The organism is Flexithrix dorotheae DSM 6795, assembly GCF_000379765.1.
Classification (GTDB): Bacteria; Bacteroidota; Bacteroidia; order Cytophagales; family Flammeovirgaceae; genus Flexithrix; species Flexithrix dorotheae.
In genome coordinates this window covers 1-16,364 of record NZ_KB903520.1, presented here as the reverse complement: position 1 = coordinate 16,364, position 16,364 = coordinate 1, and the positions used below count along the sequence as shown (strand labels likewise).

The 16,364-nt window shown below is 37.7% G+C and carries 11 protein-coding genes; 3 read left to right on the top strand and 8 right to left on the bottom strand.

The window, feature by feature from the left end; translation table 11 throughout:
* Nucleotides 1-48 precede the first annotated feature (48 nt).
* Nucleotides 49-1,263, bottom strand: coding sequence for a nucleoside permease (locus tag A3EM_RS0139475; RefSeq protein WP_026210875.1), 1,215 nt, complete (start codon nt 1,261-1,263; stop codon nt 49-51).
* Nucleotides 1,264-1,588: 325 nt separating this feature from the next.
* On the opposite strand from A3EM_RS0139475, the gene A3EM_RS0139470 reads away from it, so the two are divergent.
* Both A3EM_RS0139470 and A3EM_RS0139465 read left to right on the top strand, forming a co-directional pair.
* Nucleotides 1,589-2,317 (top strand): DUF547 domain-containing protein, encoded by a 729-nt coding sequence (locus A3EM_RS0139470; protein ID WP_020533759.1) that lies wholly within the window; start codon nt 1,589-1,591, stop codon nt 2,315-2,317.
* Between the two features lie 117 nt (nt 2,318-2,434).
* A complete protein-coding gene (locus tag A3EM_RS0139465) occupies nt 2,435-3,754 on the top strand; it encodes an acetylxylan esterase (RefSeq protein ID WP_020533758.1) in 1,320 nt (439 codons plus the stop codon).
* Between the two features lie 93 nt (nt 3,755-3,847).
* Here A3EM_RS0139465 and rpsP read toward each other — a convergent pair whose 3' ends face one another.
* The 4 genes from rpsP to A3EM_RS0139445 all read right to left on the bottom strand — a co-directional run bounded on the left by rpsP (nt 3,848) and on the right by A3EM_RS0139445 (nt 8,520).
* Nucleotides 3,848-4,504 (bottom strand): 30S ribosomal protein S16, encoded by a 657-nt coding sequence (gene rpsP, locus A3EM_RS0139460; RefSeq protein WP_020533757.1) that lies wholly within the window; start codon nt 4,502-4,504, stop codon nt 3,848-3,850.
* Between the two features lie 147 nt (nt 4,505-4,651).
* The gene (locus A3EM_RS46795; RefSeq protein WP_020533756.1) at nt 4,652-5,851 is read right to left on the bottom strand and encodes a WG repeat-containing protein; all 1,200 of its coding nucleotides are present in this window, start codon (nt 5,849-5,851) and stop codon (nt 4,652-4,654) included.
* 38 nt (nt 5,852-5,889) lie between these two features.
* Entirely contained in the window at nt 5,890-7,239 is a 1,350-nt protein-coding gene (locus A3EM_RS0139450; RefSeq protein WP_020533755.1) for an NAD(P)/FAD-dependent oxidoreductase, read from the bottom strand.
* 99 nt (nt 7,240-7,338) lie between these two features.
* Nucleotides 7,339-8,520, bottom strand: a complete 1,182-nt coding sequence (locus A3EM_RS0139445) for a THUMP domain-containing class I SAM-dependent RNA methyltransferase (protein WP_020533754.1) — start codon at nt 8,518-8,520, stop codon at nt 7,339-7,341.
* A 193-nt stretch (nt 8,521-8,713) separates the two neighbouring features.
* Here A3EM_RS0139445 and A3EM_RS45160 point away from each other — a divergent pair, with 193 nt between their 5' ends.
* On the top strand, nt 8,714-10,132 hold the full coding sequence (locus tag A3EM_RS45160) for a putative collagen-binding domain-containing protein (RefSeq protein ID WP_157638305.1): 1,419 nt from the start codon (nt 8,714-8,716) through the stop codon (nt 10,130-10,132).
* Between the two features lie 60 nt (nt 10,133-10,192).
* Here A3EM_RS45160 and A3EM_RS0139435 read toward each other — a convergent pair whose 3' ends face one another.
* The 3 genes from A3EM_RS0139435 to A3EM_RS0139425 form a co-directional block, all read right to left on the bottom strand.
* Nucleotides 10,193-13,714 (bottom strand): efflux RND transporter permease subunit, encoded by a 3,522-nt coding sequence (locus A3EM_RS0139435; protein ID WP_020533752.1) that lies wholly within the window; start codon nt 13,712-13,714, stop codon nt 10,193-10,195.
* Between the two features lie 153 nt (nt 13,715-13,867).
* Nucleotides 13,868-15,031, bottom strand: coding sequence for an efflux RND transporter periplasmic adaptor subunit (locus tag A3EM_RS0139430; protein ID WP_020533751.1), 1,164 nt, complete (start codon nt 15,029-15,031; stop codon nt 13,868-13,870).
* A 66-nt stretch (nt 15,032-15,097) separates the two neighbouring features.
* Nucleotides 15,098-16,364: TolC family protein (locus A3EM_RS0139425; protein ID WP_020533750.1), on the bottom strand; the 1,267-nt coding region annotated here is incomplete at its 5' end.

Here is a 16,364-nt window from a genome sequence, read left to right as displayed (position 1 = left end):
CCATTTGAGGCAAAGTTTTTTTCCCGGGATAAATATTTCAGGGAATGGCTAGGCATTCACTTCTACCTTTTCATCCTGTTTTTTCTCCTTAAAGAATAACACAAATAACAGAAGTACTCCCATGGCTCCCAGTGCAGGCACCATCCAGATTTCCTTCCAGTTATGGGTCAGGCCGTCAGCCGACAGGTAATAATCTACAATCCAACCGGAAATATAAGAGCCAATTAACATTCCCAGCCCATAGGTAGCAAAAGTAATCAGCCCCTGCGCAGCACCTTTCACTTCTTCTCCAGCTTTATTATCCACATAAATTTGCCCGGTTACAAAGAAGAAATCATAACAAATTCCGTGAAGGATTATTCCACCATAAAGCATCCATTCCAAAGCTCCCAGGTCGCCATAGGCAAAAAGGAAATACCTTAAACCCCAGGATATCATAGCCACCACAAGCATCCATTTCACCCCAAGTCTCCTGAAGAAAAATGGCATTACCAATAAAAAGACCGTTTCGGAAACCTGACCTAAAGTCATTTTGGCTCCGGCATTTTCCATTCCCAACTCATTTAGAAAAGGATTGGCCCAGGCATAATAAAAAGCCAAAGGAATACAGATTAAAACAGAGGCAATAAAAAACACCAAAAAGGAACGCCCTTTGAGCAAATTCAGGGCTTTCAATCCTAAAACATCAGATACGGTAACTTTTTGTCCTTTATCTTTTGGAGGTGTTTTTGGCAGCACTAATGAAAATCCACCTAAAACAAAAGATGAGGCTGCCGCCAAATAAAACATCATCTCACTTGCCTCTAACTTGGAAAAACTTATAATATTTACTGCCACAATAAAACCTATGGTACCTAATACCCTGATTCCGGGAAACTCTCCGTTGGGATCACTCAGGTTTCTAAAAGACAGGGAGTTAGTCAGTGCAATGGTTGGCATAAAGCAGAGCATGTATATCTGGAAAAAGAGATAAAACCAGCTAAATTCAGTGGACTGGGCAATGAGAATAAACAAAATGCCTCCCACAAAATGGAGGAATGAAAGAATTTTTTCTGTGGCAAAAAAACGGTCGGCAATCATCCCTACAAAAAATGGTGAAACCAAAGCTGCTACTGAAACGGCTCCATATAATACTCCTATTTCTGCTCCACTAAATGAAAGCGTAGTTCCAAGATAGGTCCCCATTGTTACATACCAGGCCCCCCAAATGAAATAATTCAGGAACATCATGGTAGATAGCTGAAACCGTAATTTAAGATCCATATTTAATTGTGTTTTTATTATTGGAAATTGTACAAAAAGCTTTCTGGCTTTTTGGGTAAAAATTATTTGATTTTTAACTACTGGCTCTAAAAGTAATGAATTCACATTTTTGATCAAACCTTCATGATATTCAAATTTTATTATTTTATATGAGAATAATTAAATAAACCCTACTACAAAGAGCTTTTAATACCTCATTGATTCCCTCCCGGAGTATGGCTTTGAATTTTTTCTTACGAACCCCTGTTGTGTCATTATCCTGACAGATTAAATGAAAAATAGCCGATATTTTTAAACCTGAAAATTAATTTAAACCCAGAATATTATGTCCAAATTTTTGATCTTTTGTTACCTGATTATAGGAATTGCTTATGCCTCTTCAGCCCAGTCTATAAATGATTTTTTCAATAAAACCGATGAGTTTTTAAATAGAAATATCCTCAACAATGCGGTGGATTACTCCAGAATTTCAGAAAATAAAGGTGAAATTAATGCTTTAATAAACACTATAAATTCTATTTCCCTTTCCGGAAAATCTGATGATGAAAAAAAGGCTTTTTATATTAATGCCTACAATTTACTGGTAATCAAAAGCATTGTGGAAAATTATCCCGTTAGTTCCCCTATGGATATTCCCGGATTTTTTGATAAGAAAAAACACCAGGTAGCAGGGGAAGCATTGACACTGAACGAACTGGAAAATGACAAAATAAGAAAGGAGTTCAAGGATTCAAGGATACATTTTGCACTGGTTTGTGCGGCTAAAGGATGCCCAGTAATTGTTAATTATGCTTACGTGCCAGATAAATTGGACCAGCAACTAAACAACAAAACTAAAAAAGCGATTAATGATCCGGAATTTACCAAAATTAATAAGGGGGCAAATAAAATATTGTTATCAGAAATATTCAATTGGTATAAAGAAGACTTCACCAGAGAAACAGGTTCACTAATGGAGTACGTCAGAAAATATTATGGCAAAGACCTGGATGGAAATTTTGAAATTGATTTTTATGAATATAATTGGCAACTCAATGATTTGAAATCTCATTGAGGTTTTTATATTTGGGTAAATAATCTTAATACTTAGATTCTAATCTATATTGAAGTTAAATTGGATATAGGTTAGGATTTTTATTTTAAGCTTGAGGTATTTTTTAACAATGTAAATATGAAAGAACTAATCAAACAAACCACTCTATTTACCTTTTTTTGCTTTTTTTCAGTGCTGTCAGTAGTTGCTCAGCCTAAGCAACAACTTATCACTGTAAATGTGGCCCCAACCCAGCAAAACTGGACTTACGCACTAGGAGAAAGGGCCGATTTTGAGGTAAAAATTATTAAAAACGGGCAGCTACTTCCTCAATCCAAAATCAGGTATTCCATTGGTTTGGAAAAAATGGAGGAACAGGAAAATGGTGAACTGCTTTTGAAAGATGGTAGCACAACCATTAAAGGCATAAAAATTAATAAACCAGGGTTTCTACGGTGTAAAGTTTCTATGGAATATGAGGGAAAGGAATATACTGGTTGGGGAACGGCTGGCTTTGCTCCTGAAAAAATAGAACCTACGGTTCCCAACCCCGATGACTTCGATGAATTCTGGGAAAAAGCCAGAAAGGAATTAAGTGAGATTCCCATGGATGCCAATGTCACCCTTGTGCCCGAGCAATGCACTCCCGATGTCAATGTTTACCATGTGAGTTTACAAAGCTTTAAAATGCCCAATTCCTGGAGGGGAATCAGCCGGTTTTACGGTATGCTTTCAGTACCTAAGCAACCAGGAAAGTATCCTGCTATCTTGGGCGTACCTGGGGCGGGAATCCGGCCTTATGGCAGAGATGATCGGGCTGCAAAAGGCGTTATTGTTTTTAAAGTCGGGATTCATGGTATTCCAGTCAATCTTCCTGAAGAAACATACCTTGCATTAGGAACCGGGGCGCTTTCTGGTTATCAGAATTATGGTCTGGAAAACAGAGACAAATACTACTACAAGCGGGTATATATGGGTTGTGTAAGAGCCATTGATTTTATTTATTCTCTACCAGAATTTGATGGAGAAAACCTGGCCGTAACCGGAGGAAGTCAGGGAGGTGCCTTATCTATTATTACAGCAGGGTTAGATAAAAGAATAAAATATCTGGCAGCATTCTATCCTGCCCTTTCTGATGTGACTGGTTATCTGCATGAAAGAGCCGGAGGATGGCCTCATATGTTCACAAACTATGATGAGGAGAGCTATCCTAACTGGGTAGAAACTGTATCCTATTATGATGTTGTCAATTTTGCAAGACGCTTAACCATTCCTGGTTGGTATTCCTGGGGTTATAATGACAATGTTTGCCCACCAACTTCCATGCATGCCGCCTATAATGTCATATCGTCTCCGAAGGAGTTACATAAGTTTTTGGATACCGGACACTGGACGTATCCCGAGCAGGGAGAACTGGCCAACAAGTGGCTTTTTGAAAAATTGGGAGTTTCTAAATAAGCAGGTGAACTGGTAAAGAAAAAAGCATAAAAAAAGCGTTGAATTTAGCATTCAACGCTTTTATATTTTAGAAGAATAACTTGCTTAAAGAAATTACTCTGCTTTCTTTTCTTCTTCTTTAGCTGGAGCTTCCTCTGCTTTAGCTTCCGGAGCAGGAGTCTCTTCAGCCGGAGCTTCCTCTGCCTTAGCTTCTTCAGCTGGTGCAGCTTCTTCCTCCTTGGCTTTTTCCAATTCAGCTTTTGCTTCTTTTGCAGCCTGAGCCTCTGCTTCAGCTTTTGCCTGAGCTTCTGCAACAGCAGCAGCTTTAGCTTCTTCCTCAGCTTTTCTCTCCGCCTCTCTCAATTTCTTCATTTCAGCTTCATCGGCAGCCTTCTTATCTGCAATAGCTTTAGCTTTTGCAGCTTCTTCAGCTTCTTTTTGAGATAATTTTGAAGTTTTCCACTCTTCAAATCGCTGATCAGCAACTTCCTGAGTGATTGCTCCTTTATTTACCCCAACTTGTAAGTGTTTTTTCAACATTACACCTTCTTTCGAAAGTAAGCTTCTTGCAGTATCAGTAGGCTGAGCTCCAACCATTACCCAATACAAAGCTCTTTCAAAGTTTAGGTTATTTTCATCCGTATGAGGATTAAATAATCCTAATTTTTCAATAAATCTACCATCTCGTGGTGACTTAGAATCGGCAACTACTATATCAAATAATGCCTTTTTACTTCGCCCTCTTCGGGCAAATCTAATTTTAACTGCCATATTACTTTTGACTTGTTTAGTGAATGGATCCCGTCCATCTTAAATTGGCTGCAAAGCTAAGAAAATCAGATTTATAAAACCAGGCTTGAATGTATTTTTTCTAATTTATTTAAAAAGGACATTATCTGAATCAAAGAAACTTATTTTTTAATTTAAGTACGGGTCCATAAAGTTTGTTGGAGTATAGCTCTTTTTTCTCCAAAACTGTCCAGGATTTACATACCCTTCAAATACATTACTGTAAAAAATTTTTGAATTGTCTCCATAGGAAGTACTCAACACTAATCTTAATAAAGTTTTAAATTCTCCATTATAGATTGGCATTTTGAACTCCCAATATTTTTGGGGAGCTAAATCCAGTGTATGATAACTGTTCCCACACCAACTATCCATAAGGAATTCTATGTCTTGCCACTTACCATCCTTATTTAAGGCCTGAGTTTTTAAATTAATCCTGCTATCCTGAGCCGTAAAATGAATAGTATCTTTGGTTGTATTATACAAAAAGACTTTCCTTCCTAAATAATTATGCGCAAATGTAGCAACTACTGAATCATTCACTTCCAAACCAATTCTATTAGGCTGGAAACATGAAGTTTCCTCAATCTTCTTAAGATAGTTTACTGAGCGAGCACATCCATTACAAATTCCTTCTGGTGAGTTAAAGGCAAAAAAATATCCACTCATCATAAAATCGATATTCAAAGTATCGAGCCGTTCATCAGTCTCTTTATACCTCCATACAAATACTTTCCTTTCGTCTTGATACCCACACAAACTGTCTTCACAAATGAAATTCAAACCGTTAGTAAATTTCATTTTTTTATTTTCATTAGGATACAACCTTCTTAAAAGCTGTTTTAGGAGCCTCTTTTTATTAATAACTTCTCCCTGCTTATTAATTACACTTCTTCTGATATTATTATTCTCTTTAATTGATACCAAGGCATATCCTTCAGAAAACTTAGACCTAATATTAAATCCATTTTCCCTAATCACAATTCCCCCACTTTTATCAATAAAATAACATTGACTATTCTTCCAGACTCTTGCAAAACCTTCGGAAAATTGTTCGGCAAAATCATACCTGAAATTTATGATATATTTTCCTTCATTATTGATAAACCCATAAAAACCATTTTTCCTGACTGGAGCTAAACCCTCAGAGAACACACCTGCACCATAAAATTGAGGCTTAATGACTACTTGTCCCTTACCATTTATATATCCCCACCTTCTATTTTCCAAAACAGGGTATAATTCTTTACTATTAATGGTCTGTGCCTGCAACTGAAGGCCAACCATTAAAGAAAAAACTATTGTTAGGAATGAAGGAAATTTGAACATTTAAATTTCACTTAATCGTTTTTAGGTTTAGTATCCGCTCAACCAACCTCCTCAGAAATTGTAGTGGCTGCAGATTCTTCCTCTACCCCATTTTCCTTTAGTTCTGCTTTTTGTCTGTTATAAGGCCTGATAATCAGACGGATTCCTCTGTCATAATTAATATAATTCCACAACCAGTTCACCAAAACAATAGCTTTATTCCTAAATCCAACCAAGGACATTAAGTGCACAAACATCCAGATAAACCAGGCAAAAGGCCCCTGAGATTTAAATTTACTAAGTTCCACCACTGCCTTATTTCTTCCCACAGTTGCCATAGAACCTAAGTCATTATACTTAAATGGTTTAGGCGCTTTTCCTTTTATCTGATTCAAAATGTTTTTCCCCAGGTTTTCACCCTGCTGAATAGCGACCTGAGCCACCATAGGATGCCCTTTTGGGTTTTCATCATTAATCATGGCTGCCACATCTCCTATGGCATAGAATTGCTCAAATCCTTTCACCTTGTTAAATTCATCCACCAGAATTCTGTTTCCCTGAGTTATACTTTCTTTCGGGATTCCATCAATCATATTCCCCATCACTCCAGCCGACCAAACCAGGTTTTTGGTATATAAATTTTTTCCAGAACTCATTTTCACAATTGTTCCGTCATAACCTTTTACCATAGTATTGAGCCAGACATTCACGCCCAGTTTTTTCAGGTAGGCCAATGATTTTTCAGATGACACATTAGACAATCCTGGTAATAACCTAGGCCCGGCTTCCACCAGATGAATTTGCATTCTTCTTACATCGAGTTCCGGATAATCTTTAGGCAACACATGTCCTTTCAGTTCTCCAAGGGCACCGGCAAGCTCCACCCCGGTTGGTCCACCACCTACAATCACAAAATTCATCCTGCTTTCTCTGGTATTCACATCAGAGGAAAGAATAGCTTTCTCAAAATTCTGAAGCATTAAACTTCTTAAATCCAGTGCCTGAACAACTGTTTTTAAGGGCATCCCAAGTTTTTGAATTTGCTGATTACCAAAATAATTGGTTTTTGAACCAGTAGCCAGAACCAGAAAATCATAGCTCAGTTCCCCAATATTGGTAATAATTTTATTGGTTTCTCTATCAATTCCTTCCACCTCTGCCAGCCTGAAAAAGAAATTTTTATAGGTTTTGAAAATCTTACGGATGGGAAAAGCAATTGCATCTGGTTCCAAACCTGCTGTAGCCACCTGATATAACAAGGGCTGGAAAGTATGATAATTATTTTTATCGATCAGAACTACCTGAATGTCCTTATTTCTAAGTGTTTTGGCCAATTTCAAGCCACCAAAACCACCTCCTATTATTACTACCCTGGGAATATTTGATTCCGGAACATCTATTTTATACATTTCTTTTGTTGTTAAATGTTTAAAATGCTGATTTGTAAAGGTTTGTTAATAAACATATTTTGGTAATAGAGATGATTGAAAATTATATAGTATTTTAACTTAATGCGGTCTTCTTTCTTTTTTAGAGAACGATTTTTTAGTTCCTCTATACATTTCATATTTCAGAAATCTGCATTCAAGAGACCCATTGTATAAAGTAAGCCTTTTAGAATGTCTTAATCCAATTTTTTTAACGGCATCGGCATTGGAGGTAATGATCCAGGCATCATAACCCGAATAATTTTCCTTCAGCCTATCTCCCATTTTTTTATAAAAAGCCATAATTCTTTCGGGCACAATCCTTTCTCCATAGGGCGGATTTACAATTAATAATCCCGGAGCAGGAGGAGCATCCCTTTCAAAAAAAGACTTTTTACTTAATCTGATTACTTCATCTAACCCTGCAGCCTCTATATTTGTTCCGGCCATATCCATAGTATCATCGGAAACATCTGAAGCCAGGATTTTACAATGTATTTCCTTTTCCCCTGCTTTTGCCTCTGCGATCACTTCTTCCCAAAGATTTTCATCAAAATCATCCCACAATTGAAAACCAAAATACTTTCTGTGGATATTTGGAGGAATATTTCCAGCTATCAATCCGGCTTCTATTGGAATAGTCCCCGAACCACACATAGGGTCGATAAAGGTCGTTTTCCCATCCCAGCCGGAAAGCAGAATCAGTCCGGCTGCCAAAACCTCATTCAAAGGGGCTTTATTAGTTTGTGTTCTGTATCCTCTTTTAAATAAAGGATATCCTGAACTATCGTGCAAAATTGTGCATTCCTGTTGAGAGATGTGAATGTGCAACTTTAAATAAGGCTTTTCACGATCCACTGAGGGCCGTTCTCCAAACTTTTCCTTAAACTGGTCAACTATGGCATCCTTGGCTTTTAAAGCCACATATTTAGTATGGTTGAAATACTCTGACTGCACTGTACTTTCTATAGAAAATGTTTTATCCAGATCAAGCCATTTGGTCCAGTCAATGGCTTTTACCTGATCGTAAAGCGTATGTTCATTTCTGGTAATAAACTCATGAATAGGCTTCAGAATACTAATTGCGGTTCGAAGGCATAAATTAGCTTTATACATGAGCCTTTTATCTCCTTTAAAACTTACCGCTCGGTTCAGGACTTTTACATCTTTCCCTCCCAATTGTTTAATTTCCTTTGCCAAAACCTCCTCCAATCCAAAGAGGGTTTTTGCGACCATGTTAAAATTATTATTATCCTGCTCCATCGTATTTTAAATTAAATTGGGGAAATGATTATTGACTGGTTGCTTTAAGGTGAGTAATTTTAGTTGAGAAAAGAAAAACTGTTTTTACATCTTTATTTGAAACCATAACTTATTCATAGTGAATAAAATAGCTGGATCATTTATTAGAAATAATATTTTTTCTATCCTTATTTTAGTTCAAAACTCCAAAAGAATGCAGAAACTAACAAGCTTATTTCCTATTCTCTTATCATTTTTTATTTTAAATTCATGTCATCATCCCTCTCCAAATGCGCAGCAGGAAGGCACCATAAACTCAAAATCGGGTTATATTCAGCCCTCCACAGATTTTCCTGCCTATTGGCAATACAAAGGTGAGCCATTGCTATTACTAGGTGGTTCTGTTGAAGATAATTTATTTCAGTATCCTGATCTTGAAAAACACCTGGAATTGTTGCAATCGGTTGGAGGGAATTACGTCAGGAATACCATGTCTAGCAGAGATAGCGGTAATGTTTGGCCATTTCATTTAAGTGCAGATGGCAAATATGACTTAAACCAGTGGAATGAAGAGTACTGGCACAGGTTATCCAATTTTCTGGAAGAAACCTCACAAAGAGAAATCATTGTGCAACTGGAAGTATGGGCAACTTTCGACTTTTACAGGGAAAATTGGAATGTTAATCCTTTTAATCCAAAAAATAATAAAAACTATTCTGAGGAGGCTACTCATTTACCCACAAAAGTAAGCACCCATCCTACTTTTGTAGAAAACAATTTTTTCTGGTCGGTTCCTGCTCAGGAAAGTAATTTGAGGCTGCTTGGGTATCAGCAAAAATTTGTGGATAAACTACTTTCCATTTCACTAAAATTTGATCATGTACTTTATTGCATGGACAATGAAACCTCAGTGACTTCAGAATGGGGAAAATTTTGGTCTCTTTATATGAAAAAAGTAGCTTCAGAAAATGGAAAAAAGATTTTTACCACAGAAATGTGGGATCCCTGGGATTTGTCGCATGTGGCCCATAGGGAAACCATAGATCACCCTGAAATTTATGATTTTGCAGATATCTCCCAAAACAATCATAATACTGGAGAGAAGCATTGGGAGATTGGGATGAAACAACTTCAAAAAATTAAAAATTCCGGAACGGTAAGGCCTGCCAACAATGTGAAAATTTATGGAAATGATGGAGGAAGACATCAAACCACTAAAAATGCTATTGAATCATTTTGTCGAAATGTATTTATGGGCACGGCAAGTGCCAGATTCCACCGGCCCACTTCAGGGCAGGGCTTAAATGAAACAGCCCTGGCAGTCATCAAAAGTATGCGTTTGTTAACTGACAAGATGGATTTTTTTAATGGTCGGCCCATTACAGAAATTCTTGAAGACCGATCTGAAAATGAAGCTTATGTAAGAGGAATTCCAGGAAAAGAATATGCCATTTATTTCACCAATGGCGGAGAAGTAAAAATTGACCTGTCTAATTTTGAAGGAGAATTTAACTTGATATGGCTGAATATCTCCACTAGTGAATGGTCTCCAGAAAGTAAGATATCCGGAGGTAGGGAAACAACTTTGGAATGCCCCGGAAAGGGGAATTGGGTAGCCCTCATTCTGCAATAAAAAAATCCCCAATCAAATCAATATCCGATTGGGGATTCTCCTAATTATCTATGTTTCAAATTAATGGGCTTTGCCAGTCAATTTTTTCATTCTGAAGATAATTCTATCAGAAATCAAATACATCACAGGCACAATCACCAAGGTAAGGAAAGTGGCAAACACTAACCCGTAAATTACTGTCCAGGCCATTGGTCCCCAGAAATCTGCGTTTTCTCCTCCTACAAATATTTGTGGTTCAAAATAGGCAAACATACCGTAGAAATCGATATTGAATCCGGTAGCCAGTGGTACTAAACCAAGTACGGTGGTAATCGCAGTTAAAAGCACAGGTCTTAACCTGGTGTAGCCGCCTTCCACCAGACATTCAATAAAGTTTTGTTTATCCAGGTGAACATCCTCTGCTATTCCAAGATCCTTTCGTTTTCTTTCTCTGGTCAGGTCAATATAATCAATTAATACAATGGCATTATTCACCACCACACCGGCCAGAGAGATAATTCCAATACCAGTCATGATAATTACAAAATCGTCACCGAAGGCAGTCATTCCCAAAAACACCCCAATTAAACTGAATACAACAGACCCAATGATTATAAATGGTTTCACGGTGGAATTAAACTGGGAAACCAAAATCATGAAAATAGAACATACTGCAATGAGAAGTGCTTTCACCAGGAAGGCAAAAGACTCAGCCTGTTCTTCCTGTTGCCCTGTAAATTTAAACTGATATCCATCGGGTAATTCATGGTCAGCCAGTAAAGTTTTCATTTCCGCAACCACCTCATTGGCATTATAACCTTCAATCACATTGGAACTCAATGTAACCATTCTGTCCAAATCCTTTCTTTTCACCGAACCATAAGTAGAACTGTATTCCAAATCGGCTACAGCAGAAACCGGAATCTGGTGAAATTTGCCTTTATTGTCTCTATAAGTCAACCGCTGATCATGCAATACAGAAATGTTGTACCTATACTTATCAGCTAATCTCAACTGAATGGGATAATCATCATCCCCATCTTTAAACTTGGAAACCTCTTTACCATAAATGGCCGTCCTCATGGTTCCGGCAAGCATTGCCGTAGATAATCCAAATCTTCTGGCTTTTGTTCTGTCAATGTTCACCAGTAATTCGGGTTTTCCCGTTTCGATGTCAAGCTCAAGATTTTCAATCCCTTCAATCCCTGAATTATCAATTTTATTTTTAAGGATTTCGGCCTCACGAATCAGGGTAATATAATCATCACCATTAATTTCCAAATTAATAGGCGCCCCTACAGGAGGACCTGAATTTTCCTTTCCGGTAGAAACTTTTAATCCGGGAATTGTTTTAGCTGCTTCTCCTACAAGTTTCAAGAGGTCTCTGGTATTTACTCCGCCTCTTTCTTCATACTTTACAAAACCAATAGATATTTTACTCTTGTGGGGAGTAACATCACCTGAGCCTCCGGTAATGGCTTCCTGAGGGTCTGCAGTATTTCGTCCCACATTTGTAACAATCGATTTTACTACCTTGCTGTATGGTTTTAAAACTTCAAAAACCTTATCTTCCAATTCGTTTGTAATTCTATTGGTAGTTTCCACATCTGTTCCCAATGGAGCTTCAGCATATACATAAATGTAATTTGGCTGGTTATCCGGGAAAAACAAGACTTTTGGAGCATTGGCCGAAAACATCATTAGCGATAAAAATAAAAATATCACCGTTCCACCAAAGAAGAAATAAGGTCTGAATCCGCTTAAGGCAAACTTAAGTGTATTGAGGTAAATGTTTTCCAGTTTTACAAGTAATGTATTTTGAAACCAAAAAGCCGCAGGTCTGAAGGCAAATGCATTCAAAAGCGTAAAAATCCCTGAAATCATCAGAAGGTTGCCTAAAATATAATTTCCCCCCAAAGCAAAATAACAAGGGAAAGCCACTGTAATCAAAGCCAGACCAAAAATCATTAACTTCTTCTTTTTTGAAGGAGTTTGGCTTTGACTTTTATCCACTTTCATATACTGACCAGCTACCACAGGGTTAATCACTAAACCTACAAAAAGTGAGGAGGCTAAAACAATGATCAAAGTAATCGGAAGAAATTTCATAAATTCTCCAACCAGGCCTCCCCAGAAAGCCAAAGGTAAGAAAGCTGCCAAGGTGGTTAAAGTAGAACTTATAATCGCCACGGCAACTTCTCCAACTCCCTCTTTTGCAGCCCTGATAGGCGTGTATCCCTGCTCCATTAATCGGTAAATATTCTCGATAACCACAATGGCATTATCCACCAGCATTCCCAGGGCGAGAATTAAGGAAAACAATACCATGGTATTGATAGTATTTCCTGTACTTCCCAAAAGAATAAAGGCTATAAGCATGGAAAGCGGGATGGCAATACCCACAAAAATCGCATTCCTTAAACCCATAAAAAACAAAAGCACCAACACTACCAGGATAATCCCCGAAATGATACTGTTAATCAGGTTATCCAACTGCAGGTTCATTCTATCTGCCTGATTATCAGTAATGGCAATATTTAAATTTGAGGGTAATTTCGTGCCCACTGCATCTTCCAGTAATTTATTGATTTTTTCATCGGCATTAATCAGGTTTTCCCCACTTCTTTTCACCACCTGGAGCGAAATTACAGGATAATTACCCTCCTCAGGAAAAGAAGTTACCCCAAGCCTTGCATAACTATCTCTCTCTACATAAGTATCTTTCACCTCAGCGATATCCTTCAAATAGATGGTATTCTGATCCTCAGATTTTACAATGATATTTCTGATATCCTCAATATTGTTGAACTCTGCAGAAACCCTTAGAGCTCTTCTATATCCCTCCGTTAGGACATCCCCACCAGACATGGATAAATTTTCATTCCGAATAGCTGTTTCAATGTCGTTAAAGGTAATTTTACGGGCATCCATTTTAAACAAATCCACATTAATCTGGATTTCCCGATCAACCGAACCACTTATATTCACTTTAGAAACTTCCTTCAGCTCTTCCAGTTCATCTTCCAGCCACTCTGCGTAATCCTTCAATTTTTCAATTTCAAAATCACCGGAAATATTAATCACCATAATAGGCAATTCTGACACATCAATTTCCTGCACCAAAGGATCGTCATCCAGATCAGTGGGCAGGTCTTTTTTAGACTTATCCACCGCATCTTTCACATCCGTGAGTGCTTTGGTAATGTCCACATCTTCATTAAACTCCATTACGATAATGGAAACATCCTGAGCAGATGTAGAATTAATTTTCTTGACCCCGGAAATCGATTTCAATTGCTTCTCAATCTGTCGGGTAATCAGGTTTTCAATATCCACAGGGGAGTTTCCAGGATATGGCGTATTAATATAAACCGTTGGGAAAGCCACCTCTGGAAATAACTCTTTGGGCATAGAATAAAAGGAAATGAACCCAAAAAGCACTATAATCATAGTAAGGATGAAAACACTCGTAGAATTATTCAGGGAGAAACTACTGATCCCAAATTCCCGGGTAATATTCTTTTTTTCATCCGTAACCTGATTTAAAGCTGCCCCCTCCTGCTCCTCATTATTATCAGTATTATTTTCTTGATTTTCAGCCATTATTTTTCTGATATTTTAAGTAGTAAATCAAAATTAACCGTGTGATTTCATCTTTTATAAAGTATTGGGAAACAGATTTTTACCCTAAAAAACCACACGGATGCTTAATAAAAATTTATAGTCTGGCAATTCAATTTTTAGTGGCAGAGGGTATTAGATTTTCCTTTCCTCCACTATATTTACTTCATCTCCTGCCACTACTTCATTATATCCCTTTCCAACTACATAATCTCCTGGTTTTAAACCTTCTTCAACAAGAGATTTCCCATTAAATGACTTCGAACTTTTGATTACCACCTTTTTCACTTTTCCGGTCTTATCCTTCTTGTCAATGGCAAACACAAAAGTATCGCCATTGGTAGCCTTCTGGATTATGTTGGAAGGCACAACAACTGCATCTTCCTTCGAAAAATCATTAATTTTCACCACTGCCAGGGTATTTGGTTTTAAAAACCCATCCTTATTAGATGCTTTCATTTCAATTCGGAAAGTTCTGTTTTGTGCGTTTATAAATTGTCCTACGTGTCTGATCGGCACTTTAATGCTCTCACCGATAGCTGGGAAATTTACCGTAACTGAATCTCCTTTTTTCACATACTTGGTATAAGCTTCTGAAACATCTGCAGAAATTTTCACCTGAGCCACATTCACAACTCTGGCCAATGGAGCAGAGGGAGTGGCCATTTCCCCTTTATTCATAAAAAACTCGTCCAGCACTCCACTGATCGGTGATTTTACATTAGCATTTGCCAGTTGTGCTTTTTGTGCCTCAAGGTTCTTCTCTAAAGACTCCTTGGTATTTTTTGCCTGTAAGTATTGCACCTCCGAACCAATTTGCTGTTCCCACAGGTTCTTTTGTCTTTCATACATGGTATTGGCCAATTCCAGTTTGGTTTCGATTTCGGCTATTGTTCTTTTCAGTACTTCTGCATCCAAAACCACAATTACCTGACCTGCTTTCACAAAATCACCTTCCTGCGCCAGTCTCTTTAAAATTACACCATTCATTTCCGGAGTTACCATCACGTTTTGATCGGACTGTACTTCCCCCTGAACTTCAATAAAATGATTAAAAGGTTGAGCGGTGAGCTGAATAGCCTCAATTCTTCTCAAATCCTTTTGCTTATTTTCTCCCGAAATTGAGGCAATTTCCTCTTGGAGGGCCACAATTTTTTCTTTTATTTCAACCTGCTCTTTTTTCAGTTCAGCAAGTTCCTGCTTCTTTTCTTCAAGACTTTCTGGAGCCTGAGGCTGGTTACAAGCCGCCATCCAGATAGTTACTAAAGCGATTATTAATTTACTGCTGTAAATCTTCATTGTATTTATTTTTATTATGCTTTTAGAAATTCTTTAAAGTTTGAGTTTTTCTGTTGGAATACCCTGTTATTCATCAGCCCATAATCTGCCAATTGACCTCAGGTATTCTACTTCAGAAATCATTGCTTCATACAAAGCCTGGTAATAATTGGTCTGTGCATCAGTTAAGGAAGTTTCTGCATTTACAATATCCAAACTTTGACCAATACCTTCCTGAAATTTTATTTTTGTAGTATTATAAATATTTTGAGCTAAGCCCATATTTTCCTCCTCCGCTTGCAGTGTACTCAAACTGCTTTCCCAGTCGATTTTAGCCTGTGCCTGCTCCCAGTCAATGGTATTAAACATATTAAATGCAAGGTTTTCAGTTTGCTGGGCTTTAATTTTGGCCTGCTGAATCTGATACTTTTTTCGCATCCCATCGAATATGGGCATTTGCAATGTCAGACCGTAATAACCATAACTAAACCACCCGTCTCTCGGATCAAATAACATCCCTCTTTTACTTTCCCCGGCATTAGCCCCAAAAGCAGCATCCAAATACAGATTAGGATAATATTTCACTTTATATTGTTTAATATTCATCTGATCCAGTTCCCTTTGGGTTTGCAAAATCGAATATTCAATTCGCTGGCTATAATCAAAATTGCCTTTATCAAAAACAATTGAACCTGGCGTAAAATCGTCAAGACTCTCTTTTAGAGCCAAAGAATTCTTCACATTCATTCCTATTTGAAACTTCAAAAGATTTTCCTGAACAATAAGCATACGGCTGAAATTAGCCACCTGTGTTTTCGAAACATTATAGTTTACCCTAATCCTGTCTACATCAAGTTTTTCGGAAAAGCCATTTTCGTACATGGCTGTGGTTTGTCTTAGGAGAGAATCCAACCTGCCTAAATTCTCTGTGGCCAGCTCCAGCCTTTCTTTTGTGACAAGTACTCCATAATACGCTTTAGAAACCGCCTCAGCTGTTTCAATTTTAGTTCTGGCATATTGTTTTTGAGAAAGTTCTGTATACGTTTTTGCCGCTTTCACCCCAAGAAAAAAAGAACCATCAAAAATCAGTTGCCTTGCAGAAATACCCGCATTTCCCGAATACCTAACCCCAAACTTCACCGGTACTGGAGGAGCATCATCCGGCACTTCTGAAGGATCATCAGCAAAAAACTCAGCTGGAAGAAAAGTGGTTTGCAGGTTAAAATTATCAGTTAGAGCCAATGACCCATTTATTTGAGGATAACCGTCAGCCAATAATTCCCTAACCCTGCCTTCTGCCGATTCCATATCCAGAAAAGCATTTTTAGTGGTCGCGGAATTGGCGATAGCATAT

Excerpts from the sequence above, each read along its gene's own strand:
- A3EM_RS0139475 (WP_026210875.1), bottom strand. The coding sequence starts at position 1,263 with ATGGATCTTAAATTACGGTTTCAGCTATCTACCATGATGTTCCTGAAT.
- A3EM_RS0139470 (WP_020533759.1), top strand. The coding sequence starts at position 1,589 with ATGTCCAAATTTTTGATCTTTTGTTACCTGATTATAGGAATTGCTTAT.
- A3EM_RS0139465 (WP_020533758.1), top strand. The coding sequence starts at position 2,435 with ATGAAAGAACTAATCAAACAAACCACTCTATTTACCTTTTTTTGCTTT.
- rpsP (WP_020533757.1), bottom strand. The coding sequence starts at position 4,504 with ATGGCAGTTAAAATTAGATTTGCCCGAAGAGGGCGAAGTAAAAAGGCA.
- A3EM_RS46795 (WP_020533756.1), bottom strand. The coding sequence starts at position 5,851 with ATGTTCAAATTTCCTTCATTCCTAACAATAGTTTTTTCTTTAATGGTT.
- A3EM_RS0139450 (WP_020533755.1), bottom strand. The coding sequence starts at position 7,239 with ATGTATAAAATAGATGTTCCGGAATCAAATATTCCCAGGGTAGTAATA.
- A3EM_RS0139445 (WP_020533754.1), bottom strand. The coding sequence starts at position 8,520 with ATGGAGCAGGATAATAATAATTTTAACATGGTCGCAAAAACCCTCTTT.
- A3EM_RS45160 (WP_157638305.1), top strand. The coding sequence starts at position 8,714 with ATGCAGAAACTAACAAGCTTATTTCCTATTCTCTTATCATTTTTTATT.
- A3EM_RS0139435 (WP_020533752.1), bottom strand. The coding sequence starts at position 13,714 with ATGGCTGAAAATCAAGAAAATAATACTGATAATAATGAGGAGCAGGAG.
- A3EM_RS0139430 (WP_020533751.1), bottom strand. The coding sequence starts at position 15,031 with ATGAAGATTTACAGCAGTAAATTAATAATCGCTTTAGTAACTATCTGG.